14 protein-coding genes are annotated in these 22,615 nt (G+C 40.1%); 3 read left to right on the top strand and 11 right to left on the bottom strand.

Annotated features, from left to right (window positions below; all coding sequences use genetic code 11):
* Positions 1-16 precede the first annotated feature (16 nt).
* The 3 genes from GRFL_RS07175 to GRFL_RS07165 all read left to right on the top strand — a co-directional run bounded on the left by GRFL_RS07175 (position 17) and on the right by GRFL_RS07165 (position 5,407).
* Positions 17-1,060, top strand: a complete 1,044-nt coding sequence (locus tag GRFL_RS07175) for a GntR family transcriptional regulator (protein WP_083643966.1) — start codon at positions 17-19, stop codon at positions 1,058-1,060.
* 189 nt (positions 1,061-1,249) lie between these two features.
* Complete coding sequence (locus GRFL_RS07170; RefSeq protein WP_083643965.1) at positions 1,250-4,120, top strand: glycoside hydrolase family 2 TIM barrel-domain containing protein; 2,871 nt, start codon at positions 1,250-1,252, stop codon at positions 4,118-4,120.
* Between the two features lie 9 nt (positions 4,121-4,129).
* The gene (locus GRFL_RS07165; RefSeq protein WP_236995896.1) at positions 4,130-5,407 is read left to right on the top strand and encodes an SGNH/GDSL hydrolase family protein; all 1,278 of its coding nucleotides are present in this window, start codon (positions 4,130-4,132) and stop codon (positions 5,405-5,407) included.
* Between the two features lie 249 nt (positions 5,408-5,656).
* Here the strand turns inward: GRFL_RS07165 and GRFL_RS07160 are convergent, their stop codons facing one another.
* The 11 genes from GRFL_RS07160 to GRFL_RS07110 form a co-directional block, all read right to left on the bottom strand.
* Positions 5,657-7,270 (bottom strand): rhamnogalacturonidase, encoded by a 1,614-nt coding sequence (locus GRFL_RS07160; protein WP_083643964.1) that lies wholly within the window; start codon positions 7,268-7,270, stop codon positions 5,657-5,659.
* Positions 7,271-7,374: 104 nt separating this feature from the next.
* Complete coding sequence (gene rhaM / locus GRFL_RS07155; protein WP_236995895.1) at positions 7,375-7,668, bottom strand: L-rhamnose mutarotase; 294 nt, start codon at positions 7,666-7,668, stop codon at positions 7,375-7,377.
* A 29-nt stretch (positions 7,669-7,697) separates the two neighbouring features.
* Positions 7,698-9,086: a TolB-like translocation protein gene (locus tag GRFL_RS07150; protein ID WP_083643962.1), complete on the bottom strand. Its 1,389-nt coding sequence runs from the start codon at positions 9,084-9,086 to the stop codon at positions 7,698-7,700.
* 228 nt (positions 9,087-9,314) lie between these two features.
* Positions 9,315-10,652: a glycoside hydrolase family 88/105 protein gene (locus GRFL_RS07145; protein WP_083643961.1), complete on the bottom strand. Its 1,338-nt coding sequence runs from the start codon at positions 10,650-10,652 to the stop codon at positions 9,315-9,317.
* A gap of 83 nt (positions 10,653-10,735) precedes the next feature.
* Positions 10,736-11,836: a PKD domain-containing protein gene (locus GRFL_RS07140; protein ID WP_083646003.1), complete on the bottom strand. Its 1,101-nt coding sequence runs from the start codon at positions 11,834-11,836 to the stop codon at positions 10,736-10,738.
* A 7-nt stretch (positions 11,837-11,843) separates the two neighbouring features.
* Entirely contained in the window at positions 11,844-12,572 is a 729-nt protein-coding gene (locus GRFL_RS07135; RefSeq protein WP_083643960.1) for a DUF6250 domain-containing protein, read from the bottom strand.
* 2 nt (positions 12,573-12,574) lie between these two features.
* Positions 12,575-13,864 (bottom strand): DUF4861 domain-containing protein, encoded by a 1,290-nt coding sequence (locus GRFL_RS07130; protein WP_083643959.1) that lies wholly within the window; start codon positions 13,862-13,864, stop codon positions 12,575-12,577.
* 23 nt (positions 13,865-13,887) lie between these two features.
* The gene (locus GRFL_RS07125; protein ID WP_086047635.1) at positions 13,888-16,599 is read right to left on the bottom strand and encodes an exo-rhamnogalacturonan lyase family protein; all 2,712 of its coding nucleotides are present in this window, start codon (positions 16,597-16,599) and stop codon (positions 13,888-13,890) included.
* Positions 16,600-16,632: 33 nt separating this feature from the next.
* Complete coding sequence (locus tag GRFL_RS07120) at positions 16,633-17,934, bottom strand: PD40 domain-containing protein (RefSeq protein WP_083643957.1); 1,302 nt, start codon at positions 17,932-17,934, stop codon at positions 16,633-16,635.
* 86 nt (positions 17,935-18,020) lie between these two features.
* On the bottom strand, positions 18,021-19,586 hold the full coding sequence (locus GRFL_RS07115) for a RagB/SusD family nutrient uptake outer membrane protein (RefSeq protein ID WP_083643956.1): 1,566 nt from the start codon (positions 19,584-19,586) through the stop codon (positions 18,021-18,023).
* Positions 19,587-19,604: 18 nt separating this feature from the next.
* The gene (locus GRFL_RS07110) at positions 19,605-22,586 is read right to left on the bottom strand and encodes a SusC/RagA family TonB-linked outer membrane protein (RefSeq protein ID WP_083643955.1); all 2,982 of its coding nucleotides are present in this window, start codon (positions 22,584-22,586) and stop codon (positions 19,605-19,607) included.
* Positions 22,587-22,615: the final 29 nt, after the last annotated feature.

The following is a 22,615-nucleotide window of genomic DNA, read 5'->3' as shown; positions in this document are numbered from 1 at the left end:
ATTATCGATCAAGAGTATGTTCCCATTAGATATCAAAATCAACGAAGATTCCAGAATTCCAAAATATAAGCAAATCGTAGATTCTATAATTTCCGATATCTCTCATGGAAATATTAAGGTAGGAGAGAAAATACCCTCTATTAATGAACTTAGTGAACATTTACTTCTTTCCAGAGATACGGTGGAAAAAGCTTATCGGCTATTAAAAGAGAAAAAGGTCATCGTCTCGGTAAAAGGAAAAGGATTTTATACCTCTAAAACCGACCTAATTTCCAGGGTGAACATTTTATTCATGGTGAATAAACCGAGTGTTTATAAAATGATCATCTATAATTCTTTTGTAGATGCCCTAGGAGTGAATGCTCATGTAGACATGTTTATTTATCATTGTGATGAATCTTTGTTTCTAAAAACCATGGAAAGAAACATGGGTGCCTATGATTATTACGTAATCATGCCTCATTTTAGAGATGAAAACTCTCATCACGTAACTTTCACACCTTCAGTTCTGGATACTTTAAAAAAAATCCCTACAGATAGTCTCATCATGCTGGATAACGTGAAGGATATGTTGAATACTGAATTTAGCTCCATATACCAGGATTTTAAACAGGACATTTTCAATGCACTTACCGAAGGATTGGAAAAGATCAAAAAATACGACAAAGTGATCTTAGTGTATCCAGAGAAATCTGCCAATCCATATCCCCGTAGAATACGCACCGGCTTCATAAAATTTTGTGTAGAAAACAATTTCGATTATGAGATCCTGCATGAAATCTATGACGATATGGAGTTACAAAGCAAAGATGTGTATGTCACCATACAGGAAAGAGATCTCGTGAACTTGGTTCGCCAAACCAGGAAAAAGAAGCTGATTCTGGGCAAAGACATTGGTATTATATCTTACAATGAAACTCCATTAAAAGAACTCCTGGGAATTTCGGTAATTAGTACAGATTTTAAAACTATGGGGGAATCTGCTGCCTATATGATCCTGAAAAATAAAAAGGAAAATGTAAAAAATGTCTTCAATTATATTGAACGAAATTCAGTTTAAAAAGTGAACTCATAACAGTACAGGATACACTTACTATAAAGCTTTACTAGTTTAGTTACTAAATTAACTCTTAGTACTTATAGATCCCGGCGCCTCCGATATCTAAAGATAGTTCGTTTAGCCTGAAAGATTTTGGAGCTACCAAACCTTATTCTGAAAAAGTACGCCATTTAAATCACCATTAATACTATGGCTGCGAACCACTCGAAATATCTTCTTCAAATAATATGTTTATGTTTTCTGGGCTCTCAAATCTATGCTCAGGAAAGTAAAAAAATATATCTCTCTGGTAAAGATTCTGAAACCGACACTATAATATGGGACTTCAAGGTTACCGATGGCCAGAACAGCGGAAAATGGAGTAAAATAGAAGTGCCTTCAAACTGGGAAATAAAGGGTTTTGGGACGTATACCTACGGCCGCTGGTATAAGGAATTGGAACAGGAAGAACCCAGCAAAGAAGAAGGATTTTATAAATATGAATTCCAAGCTCCAAAAGTATATGATGGCCAACGCGTGATCATCAAATTTGGCGGGGTAATGACAGATACTGAAGTAAAAGTGAATGGTCAACTTGCTGGAGAAATACACCAGGGGGGATTTTATGAATTTCAGTACGATATCACCAATCTTATTAAATATGATTCAGAAAATCTTTTAGAAGTACATGTTTGGAAACATTCTGCCAATCCTACCGTAAATAATGCGGAACGTAAAGCAGACTGGTGGCTTTTTGGAGGAATTTACCGTCCCGTTTGGCTGGAGATCACTCCAGAAACTCATATAAGTCATGTTGCGGTAGCTCCGGAAATGGATGGTTCTTTAAAAGCCAATCTACTGCTGAAGAATATTCCGAAGAATACCGAACTAAAAGTTAGTCTTCAACCAATTGGAAATGATGCATCCTATAAATCTTTCAGCTTTCCTGTAGTCGAAGCATCTGAAGAAACTATTCTTGAATCAAAATGGGAGAATATAAAACCATGGAACCCTGAAGATCCAAATCTTTATGATCTTAAATTAAGTTTGATAAAGGGGAATAAAGTACTCCATGAAGTAACCGAACGTATTGGCTTTCGAAGTATTGATTTTAGAAAGAAAGATGGCATATATGTAAATGGTAAAAAAATTATCATGAAGGGGGTTAACCGCCACACCATCTGGCCGGAATCTGGCCGAAGCACCAGTAAACGCATAAGCATCATGGATGTAAATCTTATTAAGGATATGAATATGAATGCAGTACGTTTTCATTATCCTCCAGACAATCACTTCCTGCAAGCCTGTGATTCCCTGGGATTATTTGTTTTAGATGAACTAGCCGGCTGGCAAAATCCTTATGACACCTCAACCGGTAAAAAACTGATCAAAGAAATGGTACAGCGAGATGTGAATCATCCATCGGTTATTATCTGGGACCAGGGAAATGAAGGTGGCTGGAACGAAGAACTGGATACCGTTTTTTCTGAATATGATCCTCAAAACCGAATCGTTATTCATCCCTGGGCTGACTTTAACGGTTGGGACACACACCACTACCCTACTTATCTTACCGGAGTACATAGGTTTGGCAATGGTGAGAATGTTTTCTTTCCTACCGAATTCATGCATGGTACTTATGACAATGGCCATGGTGCCGGACTTGCCGATTTTTGGGAACGTTATACTAAAAGCCCGTTGTTTGCCGGTGGATTTCTTTGGGTTTTTAATGATGAGGCAGTTAGACGCACAGATTGGGATGGCGATCAAATCTATGATTCTAAAGGCTCTCTCGCACCCGATGGAATATTGGGACCACACCGTGAAAAAGAAGGCAGCTTCTATACCATAAAAGAGGTTTGGGCCCCGGTTCAGTTTCAACCAAAAGAAATCAATAAAAGCTTTGACTGTAGTTTCCTTATTACTAATACATATCTCTTCACCAATTTAGAGGAGATCCTCATGGAATACAAAGTAAAAAAGGCCGGAATAAATTCTTTTTATGAGCAGGATGATGTAGCCATTATCTATTCTGGAAAAATTGATGTTCCTAGTATTGAGCCCGGTGAAACACGAAAAATCAACATTCCGGTAAAAGACGAATTCTTCAGCGGAGACTGGATCGAAATTACCGGAACAGACAAGCATGGCCGGGAGATCTATACCTGGACCTGGCCTATTCATAAAGCGGCATTTTTTGCCGAAAAATTTCTTCAGAAAAAAGAATCGGCAACTGAAGCGACGGTAGAAAAGAATAAAAACGAGATCAAACTTTCCGGCGGCGAAATAACAGTGATCCTGGATGCTGAAAATGGCGAAATCATTCATATTGAAAACACTGTAAATGAGATCGCATTTCTAAATGGTCCGCGTCCTGTTGGCATGAAAGCCGCAGTGGAGAAAGTTGAAATAAAAAATAAGGACGGTAATGCCATTGCTTTGGTAAGCTATGCCGGTGGGATCCATACGATAAAATGGACCATGTTTCCCGATGGAAGGTTAAAAATGGAAATGACCGCCTTAAAAAATGCCGGCACAAGTAGTGGTTTTGACGGTGCCTTTTATGAAGGTGAAATCAATAAGTTCGGGATCACTTTTGATTTTCCGGAAGAGGAGGTAGAAGGTATCAAATGGTTTGGAAAAGGTCCATATCATGTCTGGAAGAACAGGCTGCAGGGGACCGAATATAATATTTGGGAAAAAGATTATAACAATACCATTACGGGTGAAAGTTTTGAAAACCTTATCTATCCTGAATTTAAAGGCTACCACGCCAATCTTCTAGCGGCTAAAATTCTTGCTGGAGAAAACAGCTTCAGGATCTTCAGTGAATCTGATAAACTGTTTTTAAGACTTTTCACTCCTGCAGAACCAAAAAATGCATTCCCCGGAGCACATGCGCAACCTGAATTTCCAGAAGGTAACATTTCTTTTATGTACGAGATCCCCGCGATGAGAGCTTTCAAACCTCTTTCACACCAGGGGCCCAGCAGCCAGCCTACCAATATCAGGATTAAAAAAGGAGATGACGGTATTACCATGAACCTATGGTTCGATTTTAGAAATTTTCAGAGTAATTAAATATTTCAAATGAAAACATTCAATTATTTGATCGTACTAACATTCTCGCTTTTTATGATCAGCTGCGAGGAAAGTGATTCAGGAGAAAAACCTACAGTTTATATGGTTGGCGATTCCACCGTAAAAAATGGCCAGGGTGATGGAGCCGGTGGCCTTTGGGGATGGGGTGATTCCCTCGGCCAGTTTCTGGACACCACTAAAGTTAACGTGCAAAATCATGCACTTGGCGGCACCAGTAGCCGAACCTTTCAGGACAAAGGGCTATGGGAACCAGTTAAAGATAGTTTAAAAAAGGGAGATTACGTATTAATCCAGTTTGGACACAATGATGCCGGGCCCATAAATGATAATTTTAGGGCACGTGGGACTATTAATGGAACTGGTGAGGAAAGCGAAGAAATAGATAATATTCTTACGGGAAAACACGAGACCGTGCATAGTTATGGCTGGTATATTCGAAAACTTGTAAAAGAAACCAAAGAGAAAGGGGCGATTCCAATCATCATGTCGCCTATTCCGCGAAATGACTGGGAAAACGGCAAAGTTCCAAGGAATGCAACTACTTATGGTGGCTGGGCAAAACAGGTGGCTGAAGAGGAAGATGCTTACTTCATCGATCTGAATGAAAAAATGGCTTCTCAAATGGAAGAAAAAGGCGAACAAAACATCACCGGAACTTATTTCTATGACAGAGATCACACCCACACTTCAGCAAAAGGAGCGGTGATGGCTGCATCTCTAATTATCGAAGGCTTAAAAGAATCTGGTAGTTCACTGAAAAAATATCTCCTGGAAGATCCTGAAATTCAAACCCCTACAAAGAAAGACGTATATCTTATTGGTGATTCTACAGTAGCAAATAACAACGATACTTTAGTGGGCTGGGGAGTTCCAATGGATAAATACTTCGATACTACCCGCGTGAATGTGTACAATAAAGCTCGCGGTGGCAGAAGCATTCGTAGCTTTAGAGGAGAAGGTCTCTGGGATGAGGTTTTGAAGGATCTGGATAAAGGTGATTTTTTATTAATACAATTCGGGCATAACGATGGCGGTGAAGTGGACCAGCCTAAATATCGCGGGTCTCTAAAAGGAATGGGAGATGAAACACAAACAGTTGAATTTAAAAAAGATAGTACTGAGGTGGTGCACACATATGGCTGGTATATGAAAAAATATATCACTGAAACAAAAGCTAAAGGGGCCACGCCCATTGTTCTAAGTATGATCCCGAGAAATATCTGGCATGCTGAAAAAGTAATGCAAAATGGGCGAAAGAAGCTGTAGCTATCGCGGGCGGGCATTTTATAGACCTCAACGATTCTATTGCCAGGAGATATGAGCAAATCGGCCGGCAGGAGGTTAAAAATCTTTTCCCGCAGGATCATACGCACACCAATATGGAAGGTGCTGAATTAAATGCCTTAATAGTGGCAAAATCGCTGTACGGTTTAAAACAAAGTGAACTACGAGATTATATCTTTTTCCCAAAAGAATAAATCTCCAATTATATAGTTCGGAATAAATAAAAAACGCTTATTCCGAATTGTTCTGAACTGCATCCCGTGCTCCAAAATCTCCGGTCGTTTTCCTGAAAATTTTCTGGTCCTCGAGGAATTCAGAATCTTTTAAATGGATATTTTCAGAATTTTTCAATCTTAAGATTGGAGCGTTTCCAGCTCTTTGCGCATCTAGGTTATAAAGTTCTGCATCCCGTACATCTTCAAAAATAAGAGCTGGTCTAACCTCTTCTCCTAAATGATAGATATTGATGTTATGCATTTCAACATTTTCAACATGGCGTAAGAAAAAACCATAAGAAGGCATTATTCCCATTTTTGCCGGTTCCGGATAAGTTTTTATATGTTCGGGAACCACTTTTTGAATCTGTGTTTTTACTGAATCCAGAGGTTTATACCATATATTAATATTACTGAATCTTACATTTTTAATATTGTGACCGGGAATTCCGCCAACAATACTGGAAAAATGGGAATCGGCATTATAAACGTTAATGTTACTGATATTCACTCTTCTCAATTCCCCCGGTTCTACACCTTCTGGTCCGCGCATTCTCCCCGCAAGTCGCAAAAAGAACGGAGAGTTAGTTGTGTTACGCATAGTGATGTTGCTTATTGTAACATCTTCCAATAAACCGCCATCCACAGTTTCCAGTGCCAGACCACGGGAACGGTCAAAAACACAGTTACTGATAGTTATATTTTTAAATCCTCCATTGGATTCTGTTCCAAATTTTATCCTACCAGTAGGACCTTCCTGATCGGGAACCAAATGTCCCTCTTCCGTTTTAAAAGTACCATCTATAAGAGTACCCACATCATAGCCAGAAACCTGACAATTCGTGATAGTAACATTTTCTGTAGGCCTGGCATAACCCAAGGCGAAAGAACTTTTCAGGCAGATGGCGTCATCGTTTGGAGAATTCACTGTACAATTGGAAATCCTAACATTTTTACAGGAGTCTATGTCTATCCCATCCCTGTTGGTATCTATCTTTAAATTATCAATGGTAAAATTATCTACTCCTGTAGCCAGAATTCCGAAATGGCCTCCCTTGATAATGGTAAAATCTTTTAGAATTACATTCGTACAAAGTTTGAGGGCGATGGCCTTATTTCCTCCACCTTGCCACATGAGATTCCCTGCAGGAATACCTTTCTCATCCCATTGTTCATGATCATAAAAGCCCCTGCTTAAGTTTTCTCCCAGGATAGTTCCCGGCCCAGAGATAGTAACATTATCCAGGTTCTCTCCCCAAATCAGGCTGTTTCGCCAGTAGCTGTGCCCATAATCCTGGTATTCATTCCCAGCACCTTTACCCGGCGCATCATAACTTCCGCCATCATTCTTTCCTGCTGCCTTTAGAATAGAACCAGCTTCCAGGAAGAGATGAATATTACTTTTAAGCCGAATGGAATAACTAAGATATGTGCCTGTAGGAAAGTAAACCATTCCTCCACCTTTTTTTGCAGCTGCTGTAATAGCTTTATTAATCGCCTCTGTATCTAACGTAGTCCCATCACCGGCAGCACCGAAATCTTTGATATTATACCTTTCAGTAGCGGTACTAATCGCCGATATAAGCAGAAATAAAAGGCAGAAACAGTATTTTTTAAGGTAATTAGGCATTGTACTATTTATTCTTTTTACATATTATTAAAACTTATGGGTATGAAATTCCGGTAAAACCCCCGGAAATCATCTTGCAAGAAAAATTTGTGTTCGATATTTTTTTACTCCATATGAAAAACCTCTTTCAATGGCTTCTCAACGGGTGAATTATCTGGGTTGGTTTCCATAATATCAGCCATATAATCCCACCATTTTCGCAGAATAGGTTCTACGGTAAGATGATCAACGTTCGCATCATCCTTCAATTTCTGAACGGCAAAAAGCGACATCGTTTCTTCATCTAAAAAGATGCTATAGTCGTAAACTCCTCTTTCTGAAAGTAACTTACTCAATTCAGGCCAGATTTCATCATGTCTCTTTTTATATTCTTCTTCAAAACCCGGAAGGAGTTTCATTTTAAAAGCTTTGGATCCCATTTTTAATATTAAATTTTATTCGGATATGTTCTTTGCAGCCAATCTGCCGGTACGGGAACAATTACAATATTCATGGAACGTCCATCTTCTGAAAGCATGGCCGATTGAATTTGAATTTTAGTACCATCGGGCTTAAAGCTTGGATGAAGGTGATCTGCCGCCGTTTGTTTATGTCCGGTAGTTAGCATTTTCATTTCTCTGCTATTCCTGTCTATGAGGTACAGGCTTCTGGAAAAGTCGTCGCCCACTGCCCAGCGCCCGTCTGGGGAACCGTGTACATGCCAGAGTCCGCTTCCACTGGAAGTCTGTCCCGCAATGATCATTTCCCTGGTTCTAAGATTCACTATAGCCAGACCGGTTGGTTTTTCCCTGGTTCCTGAAGGGCCCCAACTGGTTTCCTGGCCAGGATTTTCAGGATCTCTAATTCCGGTACTTGTAGTAGCTTCTTCAAGAGGCTGTTTTTCAATATCAATATCTCTGTGCCCCATGATAGCCATCGCTACTTCATCTTTCGAGATCACGGCTTCATGAGTTACCCATTCATAATCGGCTTCAGGATAGAGCGGACGCAAACCGCTGCCATCTTCCATTACCGTCCAGGTTCTTTGCGGGGATTTGCCCCCTGTTTCCCACGAGAACATTATTTCTCCCGGGTTCCAGAGATTGGACTGAATATGTCCTACCTGGAACGGAACAGAGACCACGTGTTTAATTTCTCCGGTTTTGATATTCATTTTAGCGATACCTCCCGGGCCGGCGCCCATATTCCGTGGTCCGAAATTACCTTTAACTTCTATTCCGGCATTCAGGTGCTTTGCAGCTTCCTCTTTACCAACCCTGAAATACACCCATTCTTCTCCTGCATCTAAAGCCATATCTCCCCCTGCTTCCATAGCTTCGGGAGTCGTGCCACAGCTTCTTTGATATTCTTCTGCAGGTTTCATTGTTCCTGCTGCACTATCGGCAAAGAGTTTAGCGAGATCGGTCTCAACAATTTCAAGCGCTCCATTCCTTTGATCTCCTGTAGCATTCCCTGCCACTTTCCGCATATAGTAAAGCTTCATAGATCGCTGGGCGATATTCAGCATCCCGGTGTAACCTCCTTCAGTAACTTGGACCAGCTCCCCGGTTTTTTCATTTACCGCCATGGCTTCTCCTTTTACCCGGTTAGATCTGAAAATAAGCCATTCTCCATCAGCGGTCCATTGCGGATGCGTAGGATAGATCTTAGAATCTCCAACCGGTGTACTTGTTAAAAAGATTAATTCAGTTCCGGTCACCGTATCCTTCACCACTTTTCGCTCGGATGGAAAACGTTTTCCAATTTGTGCTGATACCGGTAAAATTGTAATTACTGAAATTATTGCAATAACAGCAAAACTGGATTTAATTTTCATTTTTATCGAATTTTACGAGTGTAAGATTTGTTCTGCAATTGGAAAATTCTCTAATTCTTCAACTGAAAATCATTTGTTTTAATTCAGGTTCTTTTGTCCAGACAAATTTAAAAGTTTACAGTTTGTAAATATCCTCTCTTAATGATGAAATATTAAGGACGAAAATTTCAATTTAAAGCTTTTTAATTCAGATAAATCCTATACTATGAACATTTAAATATTACTGAGTTATTTTTGAACTTTAAGTTGAAGAGAACTATCATTGATCTCAAAATCATCATTCTTCAGCATCATGATCATTTCAGCTCCGGCAAGTAGTACAGGTCCATATCCATGAGCTGCATATTTATTGATAGGTCTATAATAGTAGAAAGCGGGATCGAAGCCCATTCCAGTACCTACGCAGGTTCCTTCTACCTGGCCCTGACCATTGACTTTATTCGCCACCGCATTCCAGGCAAGGATAGCCACCGGTGCATAAGACATCTTATCTATATACCCCCGATTGATCGCCCGTGTGATAGAGTATGCGTAGATCGCGGTAGCAGAAGTTTCCAGGTAAGAATCATTTCTATCGATCAACTGGTGCCAGAAGCCTGTTCCGTCCTGATATTTAACCAATCCACGTATATGTGCCCGCAACTGGGCTAGAACATCATTATAACCTGGATGATCCTTTGGTAATACTTCCAGCAATTCTACCATTGCCATTACGGCCCAGCCATTTGCTCTGGCCCAGTGGTACTGAGGTCTGTATTCCATAGCTTCTACCCAGCCGTGCATATATAAGCCATTTTCCTTATCGAACATTCTTTCAGAAAATTGATTTACCTGCTTTACCGCATCATCAAAATATTTTGTTTCTCCGGTAAGATCTCCCATTTGAGCCAGGGCAGGAACTGACATGAATAAATCATCCAGCCATAATGTGTTATCCTGCGGCCTGTTTCTGGCTAGAGTTCCATCCTGAAATCTATACTGGTCATTACTAATATAATCTATGAAATTCTCGATCACAGGGCGTGCATCTGCATTCAAACCTTTTTTCTCTGCTTTGATCATTGCAGCACAAATTGCACCTGCATCATCCAAAGCTCCAGGATGTAAAACAGAATGCACGGGAGATTTGTCATACGACTTTCCCCGGTGCTCACCGGCCAGATCTGCAATGAGCTTCAGCCTGGAATTAGTATATTCTTCAAAATAATCTTCCCCTGTTGCTTCTGAAGCCAGAAGCATACCCGCATAGGTCACTCCCCACTCGTAACTGGTAAGACGGAAAGAGGCCGGAGCAAAAGCAATATTTTCATCCAGGTTCTTAATTTTTTTGATCGCCGAACTGTCTTTGGTGCTTATAATCGCCGCAGGTGTAGAATCATCCAGAAAAGTATAAACCCTATCCAGAACTTCCTTTACTTCAGCTATCTCAGGTGCTTCATAAGGAGTAGGATAATTAGGTTTAAGAAGGTGCAAAGGAGTGGTAGCATCGTTGATTTGCGCGAAAGCACTTTGCGCACCAAAACATACACAAATGAGACAAAAGAGAACAGTAGGCTTATAATTCATTTTGAATAGTTTATATAATTGAAAACGTCATCAATTTAAAGATAGATTTTCTACCAGGTATCCCGCTCTGTCCTGTCCAGGTATTACTTTAAGACCACATCCCAGACCTTTGATCTCCTGGACTTACCATCTGGACCAGAGATCTCCAGGATCACAACATATTTCCCTCCCTTGGAATAAGTGTGTACAGGATCTTTGTCTTCGGAAGTTTTACCGTCGCCGAAATCCCACTTCCAGGTATTCACCCTTCCTATAGATCCATCTGAAAAGCTCACTTTACGTTCATCCATATTCAGAATTTTATAAGACCAGTCGGCCTTTAGCTTTTCCTGATATTCCTTTTCCAAAGGCATCAGTTTAAACGGAAGCGCGTAGGAGGCATTTCCATACATTGTATGCTCTTTTGAAAGGTTCCAAAATCCGTTATTAGATTTTTTATCGACATTATCATAATCTATAATTGCCCAGGAGAGACCTATATTTTTGTTTTCCTCTAAAATTGAGGCAACAGCTCGGGAAGGATCATTGCCGGCATAATCAAAAGGGGTAATCCAGAATTCAAGAATAAGCTTACCTTTTTCTCCGGGCTCAAAATCATAGGAATAGGAAGCGTTGGCATACGGAAGTTCCTTTATCCATGGCTGGCTGCCCCAAACCATGGTCCAGTCTTTCTCCTTCGCCGGAGTGAAAATATGGTAATTTTGCGCATGAACACCGTGAAAAGAAAAGAAGGCATCCAGGGTATCAATATTTTTATTGGGATGAAAACGATCAATAAATGGCCCTCCGGACTGATCCCCATCTACGATCACTTCGAAAGTGTCATTATGTAAACCTGGCGAGGCGAAATCCCAGTAATCATCGTAAGCTTCATACAGAAAGTAGAGCCTGTTCATTCCTTTCACCCAGCCTACTTTTACATGTACTGCCAGATTTGAAGAATCTATTGCCGTATGCTTTCCACTATCTTCCCATAAATCCTGCATTCCTACCGAATAACTATCTGGTACAATACTCCAATCTGATTTATCGCCATTTATCATTGGGATTTTATCAGCAGGAAACTGGAAGATCTTAAAACTTCTGTTATCCTGTGACCAGCAACTGTTTGTAAATAAAACTACCAATAGTATAAATAGATCTTTGAGAAGATTCTTATACTTTAAATTTAATTGCCTCCCCATAGTACGTTTAATTTGATTTTCCATGTAATGAATAGACCCTGAATTCATCAATTTCCTGATGCGATTGTACAGTTCTAAATCCAAAATAGCCCTTTGTTAGAGGCTTTGTATCGCTATATGAGAATAATTCGGTACCATCTACAAATAGCTTAGTGATACCTTCTGAAACCAGGATTTGAATAAAATAGGTTTTATTGGGTTCAAGCAGATATTCCTTATCTGTAAGATCATAAATAAGTTCCCGTTCTCCATTTCCCAGGTACTTTCTAAATCTTGTGGTGGTATTCCTGTTACCGCCTATGCCCGCATAATACATCTGCAGAGGATCATATTCTGCAAAAGAACCGGAACGACTAAAAATATCAGGATTATGAGGGTCGTTAGCCATCCAGAACTGGTTAAGATCAGACAACCGATCGTTCTCACCACCTTTCATTACAACTCTTCTTTTATACTGAATCAGTACATTCTTCTTGTCTATCATTTCCTTAAACCAGACCGTGGATCCCCCGCCAACATCGATGATCATTTTACCATTTTTAGTATAAACTTCTGAAGTTCCTACCGGTTCTTTTTCCACTACCCATTTATCCAGTCCATTTTTAAAAGAATCTTCAAACAGAAGCTCCTTTTGCTCAAATTCAATATCATTTAACTTAATTTCGGCCGGGACCTTACAGGAAAGTAAGCAGCAAAAAACAAGAAAAAATAATACTTGCAGTTTCAGACAAGGCATGCTTAATTCACGGTTATTTCTACTTCTGCAGAGATTTGCTTGGCGGCCCGGACTACATAATTCTTAAAGAATTCAGCATCAGCAAACCTTTGCTCCTGGCTTAATTCCCAACCGGCAATCACATAATAACTAACCGGTTCACTATTCTTAATCTTCAATTTCGCCAGGAAAGAATCTGTAAGTTTCCCTGTTTTAGGCGCTTCCATATATCCATCATAAACTTCCCGCGGAAGTATGAGCGCAAGACCCAGGATCCATTCCCGTTCGTAGGTTTGATGGTCATGCGTGATCAAGGCCACCCAATCTTCATTTATTTCAATTTCCTGCAAAGGATTCTGATTATTAATATTCACGAGACCTACAGCCAGTTTTTCATTTCCCTGTAGTCCGTAAACTTCCACTGTATTCATAAATCCGTATATACCGGGCCAGATAGCAGTAGTTTCCTTAACATTATAAGAATTGCCACCTGCCCGCCAATCCCGATAATTATAAGATAATACCGATCTTACCGGGCCTTCTTCCTGTATTCTGAATTCGGTTCTTTCCACATTACTTACGGTGTCTGTTACAAGAGCCCCTAATCTTTGAACGGTGTCATTAACAATTAAACCAAAACCACCCACTCCTACGGAGTTTCCAACAGCAAGAATATCCCGTCCCCAATCTTCCATAACGTGATAATTATCTTCTACGGCAGCTTCTTTATTTATCCCAACATCTTCCGGTGAAATGCCAGAGATCTTTTTTCCGAAGACATCTTTAGAATACCTGCCATCCAGATACTGGCGAAAACCAACCTTATCATTTTCCCAACTGGGACCATCGGTCTGGTACTTCTGAAATCCTTGTTTCGCCGGCATTTCATTTTTACTCAGCACTTCTTCAGTTGCAGGTTTTACCGGATCTTCTTCGGTTTCCCTTTTCCCAAAACGCACATTCGTTCGCTTAGTGTAATTAGGGATCTTGTGCTCCTCAATCCAGTCCAGTTTTAATTTCTTGGATTCATTAGGTGCAAAATTGGCTACCAGGAATATTTCATCCCAAACTCCATCATTGTTAATATCAGAAACCTGTAAGGGATATATTTCGCTACCTGAAGTTAATACCGGATATTTTGAAGAATCCGTGATTTTAAGTCGGGATTTCTCTATTTGCACCGGCTTATCAAAAAGTGAATCTGAAGAAGTGTTTTTCAGGACTATTTCTTCAGAAGGCTTCGCTTCATTTTTTTTACATTGAACAGTAAGTAGTGAAACTAAAGAAATTGCTGCGATAACTGATCTTTTCATATTAATTGCATTATGAGTTCACACTAATTTTTATCGTTATTCTCAAAGCGAGGGTGATCATTGGGAATTTGATCTCCTGCCAGTTCTAAAAGCTCTATGGCATTTAAGGACCATTGCGCCGTATTATTTGTAGAAACTCCCTGCACTTCCTCAACAGGTTCAAGACTCCCCGGTTCATTATAAATAGTGGTATTAAAATTTGTGTAACCACCCCACGGATTGTCCTCTAAAAAAGTGCTCCAGGCTCTTTGGGCATATTTTTCATCTCCTGTTTGGCTGTAGTAATAAGCGGCAAGCCTGGAATACCAGGGTCCTACGTCGCCTAATTTTTCTTCGCGATCAAATTCTGCCTTAACTTCTTCTACCGGAGCACCATATATTTTACTGAACTGGAACCATAACTTGTTCCATTGTTTATTATCCAGCAAGGGAGTTAACTCAAAAGCCACTTCAGGACCTCCCATCAATACCGATAAGTGTGACTCACCAATATGATCTGGTGCTAACTGATACATTTTCAAACTTTTTGGATCATAACCAAAGGCACCCTCCTTCCCTGAGAAAAATCCATAAGGCATTTTGGAAAAGCTTTTTACTCCCGTTAGGATCCTCTTTTTATATTTATCATCTCCAGTACGTTCCCACTCGGTCATCCAGTTACCTACAAGCGCAAACCAGTCTGGACCCACCCTGGCGTGAGTTGGATATTTACTTTTGTCCAAAATAAGACGCAAGGGATCCAATCCCCCTATTGCCGTATTCGAGGCTTCTACAGATTCTCGCATTAGATCACCGGTACGCTCATCTGTGGTGAGGTAATAATAAAATCTTCCAAGGGCTGCCTGGGCTATACGTACTTCTTTAGCACCGCCGCCCCAATGCAGCACATTATGCCGGGATCCTAGACCTTTAAAAGGTCCATCATGGTAAACATCTACTTCTCCGGTATGTCTTGTCATAGCCTCAGCCATTCGAAAAACCTCCTCATTACCAGTTCTAAGGTATTGATACCAGAGCCACATATTTGGCATCAATTCAGTATTATCCCAGGCGTAGCCTCCAATATCATATTTCCATTCATGGCGGTCTTCATCATAACCATGCATTATATCTCCATAATCCCAGAAGCCATACCAGTTACGCTGTTCTACCTGTGCCTGGTAATAATTAAAGGATTTTTGAAGCTGATCTTCAAGCCACACCTTCCCTTTTGAAGAACGATCTGGTAAGCTCCAGGCTCCAAAAACCGGGATATTATGAATATATTCTGCGCTTGCACTAAGTAAAGGTGGCTTATTTCCTAGTGTTGCTATGTTATTCAATCTTTCTAGGGAAGGAACTTCTGAAGTTGCAAACAGCAAGATCTCACTGGTGCGCGCTATTCCTTCCGGGGTACTGTGACCGGGTTGAGCATCTTCATAACTTGCTCTCAGGGAATGCCCCCATGCAAGCGTATCATAAGGTCTTAGATCCATGGCCGGACCTTCGGGAGACCAAAGCCATGCCTTAATTTCAGCCTTATCAGTCTTTAAATTTTTCACTTCCAGTGCGCTCGGGTATGACTCCCAGAAATTACGGATAGTTACTGCAAGACCTCCGGAAACATCCCCGGCGAAAACAAGTCCGCGTGATCTGTTTCCAGCCCCCGCATCTATCCAAGAGCTTTGATCATTCGTTCTTTTCTGAATAATGAATCCGTCGGCGTTATGCTGCAACAATTTAAAATCATTCCATGAGGCCCAGTGATCCAGCAAAAATTGTTTATTATCAGAAAATTCACTTCTATCAGGTAATCTTTTCCCTAGAAGCTGCCTCTCATACAAATTCGTACTATCCTTATATAATTTAATCCTGCCATTCACAGGTTGGGCGGGCTCGTCCCAGAAAGCTCCATTTTCTCCTGAAAAGCGTACATGGCGGTTGTGAACTTCTTCCTTCATAGGCAATTCAAAGCTCACTCCAAGCCCGCGGATAAAATCTTTATACTGATCTCCATCATAGACAATAGTATGTACCATTTTTACTGATTCCATTCCTGCGTAGAAATACAGTCTCACTATAAACGGAAGCCAGGATTCACCATCTTCACTGGTATGCATTCCTTCAATCTTAAAAACAGCCCTAACCGGTCCATTTTGTTCCATGGTAACTTTTGAAATATTTCCTATGTACTTCTTAAGTGCAGGTGGAACCCCAACTTCAACATCAGGTCCTTCCTGTTTGATACAGATTAAACGACCTCCAGAACTAACCGGTTTATCATTTACTGCTATAGATTCAATGATCTTTTCGCCTTGCTTCGGAATTATAATTTCTGAAACTCCAGTATTTATTTGAAATATTTCAGAATTTTCTCTAATCTGGATGGTATTTTTCATTGAAGCATTCGACTTTTTAACAACACCAAGACTTAGTTTACTGGTCCCTGATTCCATGACAGAAGCAAAACCTGCCCATTTTATGGATCCATCGGGCCAGTATGCGAGTTGCCAGGATTGCACTGGGAATTCAACTCCTTTAGAATTTCTTAGAGTAAAAGCATCATCAGGCTGCACTTGTCCCATGGAAAATGGAACTCCCCAACTCACCCCTGTTTGGATAGGTGGAGCCTTATCGCCCAGCCATTTAAGATCTACTGAAGAAGTCTCCTGGGCTGACAAGTTAGCAGTACCCGAAAATATGAGAAACACCAGAACATATTGTAGTTGTACAATGGGATAAATTAGATTTTTCATGCCACAGGGTTTGGAAAAGTGAATATTGAAAATTTATTTAGTATTATCGGGCCGGAAAGGCATCAGCATTATATCATTATCAGTAAAATAACTTGAATTAAACAGTACCCACTTCCCATCAGGGCTAACCGACTGATGCATATGGGCTTCACTGGTAAAAGGACTTTTACTAAGCAGCCTGTGCCCCTGGGTGAGCAACTTCACGTCTGTACTGTCTAAAGCATTTATCCTGTACAACCGCCCGTCAAAAGTATCTCCCGCGATCCATTTCCCATCCTTGCTGGCATTAACATGCCAATATCCACCACCATCTGCCTGACCGTGATATTGAAGTTTATTTGTTCTTAGGTTCAGAGAGAAAATACCAGTTTTATTTTTTTGCAAACGGTCCAGATGTCCCATGACGTTGAATAAAATATGATCTGGTCCCATAAAAACTTCATGAGTTACCCAATCTGTATCCGATTCTTCAAATACTGGTCGATTATTTACGTCACCATTATCCTTAACTGTTAAATACCACATCCTTTGAGGAGAATCTCCTCCGGTTTCCCAACAATACATTACTTCTCCAGAGACGTATGGATTGGCCTGCAGATGTCCTATACGGAAAGGGACTTCTTTTAGCTTTTCTGTTTTTCCAGACTTAAATTCGGTACTGTAGATAGCAGAAGTTCTTTCATCTATTTTTGCTGAATAGAAAACCCTGGTTTCTTTAGCATCCAGGCCTATTCCTGATGGACCAATACTGTCTGGGATTTTAGCCAGAATCTTTTCATAATTTTCAGGTTCATTTACCGCATCTTTTTCACTGTCTTTTAAAAGACGATCGAGATCCAGTTCTACAATGTTATTATCTCTCATGAAATAAGCCTTTCCACTATTCCATCCTAAGTGGAAGTTCCTTCCACTATCTCCTGTGGTGATCTGTACGATCTCATAATTTTCCATGGATACTGCATAATATTGCCTACCTTTTCCTTCCTGCGCAGTACGATTAGAGGAGAATATAATATACTTACCATCAGCAGTCCATTGAGGATGCGTTTGGTACATTTTTGAGCTATTGTGCCTTGATGTAGTAAGGGCATTAACGTTAATTCCGGTCACTTTATCGGGATAAGTGAAATTTTCAGAAGGGAAACGTTGTCCAAAAATATCTTCTCCAGCCATGTCAAACGTGTGATCAACATCAGATCTTGAAGAATAATCCTTCCCTTCAATCACCTGGCAATAGGAGAACTGGGTAAATCCAAGAACAATAACACCAAGACTTACGAGCATTAACCCTTTGAAGGTTTTATACTTTTTACTTACTGATTTTTTATTTTTCATATTTATAATTTTGAAACAAAAAAGGGCCTTTAAAAAACGGCCCTTTTTCACAATCCAACTAAACTATATAAAAACTAATTCAATTATTAATAACCGGGATTCTGCTGTAAATTCGGGTTAGCATTAAGAGCTGACTGTGGTATAGGATACATGGTTCTAAAAGGCTCAGAAGCAGGTTTCCATTCCCAGGCGTCAGTAAACTTCCCAAATCTTATTAAATCCCTTCTTCGGGTCATTTCAAAAGCCAACTCGCGATTCCTTTCCTCAAGAATATCTTCTAAGGTAATAGAGGTGAAAGGCTCTGCATTGCTTCGTTCCCGAACCATATTAACATAGTCCTTGGCTCCTTCAAGGTCTCCCTGTCTTGCCATTGCTTCTGCTTTTATTAATAGAATATCTGCGTAGCGAATAAAAGCGATGTCATTACCTGCATTTCCTCCCTGGGTATTAGGATCAAGTTGCCATTTTATCCATTTTAAACCTGCATTCATAGGCTGACTTCTAATACCGGTAGCCGGGATTATTTCGTAAGGCACAGGGCCTTCACTGGAAACTCCGGGAACATAAAGAGCTGAATTATTATCTGGCACGATCCTTTCTACCATCACGGTTTCTCCATTTCGAGGATCAATGAGAGGGCCATAACCAATAAATACATCCTTTCTTATATCCTCATCGGTATAGGCATTATAAATAGAAGGTCGGGTTGCAAAACCATTTTGCGGGGTATAAGGCAATCCAAATAAACCACCCGAGATACCAGGAAGAACTTTTTGAACTAATGGATGCCCTATTCCACCGGCGACATCCGGCGAATAAACAGCTCCAAAAATAAATTCAGCATTATTTTGGTTATCTGGCACAAAGTTGTCGAAGAAATTAGGTAAAAGACTATAATTTCCAGAATTAATTACCTTATCTGCATACTCTTCAGCTTCATCATTCATCGCGGTTCCGGTATAAACTTCGGCATTCAAGTAAATCGTAGCCAGTAACGACCATGCTGCTTCCTTAGTTATTCTACCATAATAATCACTTCCAGCTTCCGATTTTGACGGAAGAACTTCAGCAGCAGCTTTTAGCTCAGAGGTTACAAATTCAAAGACTTCAAGGCGAGAATTTTGTGTAGGCAGATTGAGCGGGTCAACTTTAGGTTCAGTAAATATTGGCACATTTCCAAATAAGTCCATAAGGAAGAAATAGGCATATGCTCTTAGAGACCTCAATTCTCCAATTGGACCGGTTACATCTAAATTAGAACCCTCCAGTGAGTTTAAAAGAGCATTAGTCTGCCCTACGGTTCTAAAGAAAGTATCCCAGGTGCCCCCAATATAAGCATGGTCTGGATTCCAGTCATGTTCCATTAATTGCCAGAAATTATCTCCTCCCCACCAGCCCTGGATCTTGGCCTGGACTACCACTTGATCTGCAGATAACTCTAAGGTACGATATTCAACACCCATCCCAGTGATTCCCGCGAAGTTCCTGTAAATACCGGAGAGTGATGAGAGTACCTGGAAATCATTAGAATAAAATGTCTCAGGTGTATAGATTGAATAGGTCTCTTCTTCCAGCGAACAGGAACCCAGTACGAGCATGACCATGGCTCCCATGATTAGTTTTATCCTAAATTTTATATCAATTGTTTTCATAATCACTTCTTTATTTTATTAAAATGTTACACTGCCTCCTATTAAGAATGTAGTAGGTCTTGGATAAGCCAGGTAGTCTACTCCAAAGGCCCTGGTATTCACTTCAGGATCATAACCAGAGTAATCTGTTATCACGAAAAGATTTTTACCGGTAATATAGATTCTAGCTTTTTTTAATAATGCGAGATTCTCTGTATTAAAAGTATAACCCACACTCATATTATCTAACCGAAGATAACTTCCATCTTCTAACCACCTAGATGAATACTCTGCTTGTTCCTCTCTGCTGGTTCCATTAGTAAGAGCAGATTCCAGCACATTTAATCCCGGAGCCGAAACCGGGTAAGAAAATTCGGCAGCAGTATTATTATAAATATCATTTCCCAGTACACCTCGAAGATTGATCGCAGCATCAAATTGCTTAAATCTAAAATTATTATTAAAGCCGTATACTACATCAGGATTAGCATCACCTATTACAAGAAGATCTGCCTGCCCATCATTATCTTCGTCAAGGAAAGTTTCCATTCCCTCGGCATCGAGCCCTGTAAATTTTCTACCGTAAAATGAACCAATTGGCAAGCCCGGGCGAATTATTTGAATACCTGTCTGGAAGCCAACCACTCCCGATCCATCTACCGTTCTTATTTCATCGCGTTGAAAGTTTTCGTTTGAAAGACTTTTTACTTCGTTCTTATTGGTAGAAAAGTTAAGGTTTGATGTCCAGCTAAAGTCATCACTGCTAAATATATCGCCGGTAATACCAAATTCAAAACCTTTATTTTCAACAGCCCCTACGTTTGCCCATTGCGAGGTAACCACAGAAGGTGCAGCAGTGGAAAAATTCAATAATAGATTATCCGTTTGTTTCTGGTAATAATCAATAGTTCCTGTAAGTCTTTGATCAAAAATTCCAAAATCAACCCCAATATTAAACTGGCTTGTTTCTTCCCACTGCAAATCAGGATTTGCATAGTTAGTAGGCAATACACTGGGTACGGCCTGTCCTCCAAAAACATATACACTAGAACCACTAATAGACAGTTGCTCCCTATATAGATTATTCGGAATCTCCTGGTTACCGGTAATTCCATACCCAAGTCTAAATTTCAGGTTACTAATTTCACTGCCTTCCATAAAATCTTCATTGGAAATATTATATGCGAAGGCTCCCGATGGAAAAGTTCCCCACCTATTATTTTCTCCAAACCTGCTGGATCCATCTCTTCGCAGGGTAAAAGTTAAAAGGTACCTGTCTTTAAGCTTATAATTAATTCTACCATAATAAGAAGCCAACCTGTTTGCTTCTTTGAAAGATGTATTGGCCAGGGTATTACCAGACTGGATTAAATTCCATTTGGTAGCCGTAGAAACAAACTGGTTCGCCTGAGTAAAGGTATTTTCATTTTGAAATCTCTGGAAGGAATACCCTACCAACATACTGAGATAATTATCTTCATTGATCTGCTTATCATAATTAAGAGTCGTTTCTATAAGTGCAGTGGTATTTTTAAACTTGCTTATCGAGGCACGACCTCCTTCAGATTCGGCAGAAGGATGTGTTTCTGGTGCCAAAGTATAGCGATCTACTCTTTCATTGGAATACCCTAGATTTAAACCAAAGGTCAAACTTTCAAGAAGATCAAATTTAACATCAGTATTTCCTATGAAATAGTCGGTTTGATTAAGGTCTTCTACTTCCACCCACGAAACCGGATTGATTCTTAGCTCTCCAACCTGATAGAAGCTTCCATCATCATTGTAAACAGGCAATGTTGGGGCCCAGCGTAAAGCATCCTTCAGAATATTACCTCCTTCATTATTTATACTGGAAGATATTGCTACTTTGTCATCCTCTAAATTGGCATAGGTCATGTTTATTCCAATTCTTAAGCGGTCATCCAGAGCTCTATGTGTACCGTTAAACCTACCGGTATATTTTTTCAATTCATTGGAAAGGATAACCCCCTCTTGTGAGGTATAACCAAATGAAGCTCGAAATTTTGTGGTTTTAGAACCTCCTGAGAAAGAAAGGTTATGATTTTGAGAGAATGCCGATCTGAATATTTCCTCCTGCCAATTGGTATTCGCACCAAGGTCTGGATAAGGTTCATTTATGCTTTCGGCATATTCCCGGTATTGAGCTGCCGAGAGAAATGGCAGGGTTTCCCTAACGTTTGCTATTCCAAAATAATTATCATAAGTAATTGTTTCACCTAATCCTTCTTTATTTTTAGTGGTAATTATAATTACTCCATTAGCTCCTCTGGATCCATAAATGGCAGTTGCAGAGGCATCCTTAAGCACATCGATACTTTGAATATCTGCTGGATTAATAATATTCAAAGGGTTGGCCACCTCATTAGAAAAGGCAGTAGTCCCTCCCTGGGATCCTAATTGAACCGAATTATTTGCACTACCAAATTGTAAAGGCACCCCGTCTACAACATATAATGGATTATTACCCGCAGAGATAGAACTTATCCCTCTAATTCTTACAGTGGAAGCTGCACCGGGCTGACCGCTATTCTGAACGATATTCACCCCAGTGACTTTACCCTGTAAAATTTGTTCTGGCGCAACTGGAGGGGCATCTTGAATACTTTCCGCGCTAATGGAGGAAATGGCACCGGTAACATCACTTCGCTTTTGTGTACCATACCCAATAACCACTACTTCATCAAGAGAACCACCATCACTTAGTGTAACGTCTATGTTAGACCTTTTATTAACCGCCTCTTCTTTAGACTGAAACCCTATAAATGAATACACCAGTACCTGATCTGCATCTTCCTCAAGTACTATAGAATAAATTCCATCAAAATCTGTAACCACTCCATTCGAAGTTCCTTTCTGAATAATATTCACCCCGGGTATTGGCATACCATCAGACGATGTCACCTTCCCGGTTACCGGGTTTTGCTGTGCATAACTATTCAGAAAAAAGACCATGGTAAATAGAAATACCGCTGTCTGAAAAGAAAATTTTTTTTGTTCCATAATTTAATGTTTAGTTAACCTTTCCAGTA

Origin of the sequence: Christiangramia flava JLT2011 (assembly GCF_001951155.1) — a bacterium.
Lineage (GTDB): Bacteria > Bacteroidota > Bacteroidia > Flavobacteriales > Flavobacteriaceae > Christiangramia > Christiangramia flava.
The sequence above is the reverse complement of the archived record's forward strand: the minus strand, read 5'-3'. Positions and strand labels throughout refer to the sequence as shown.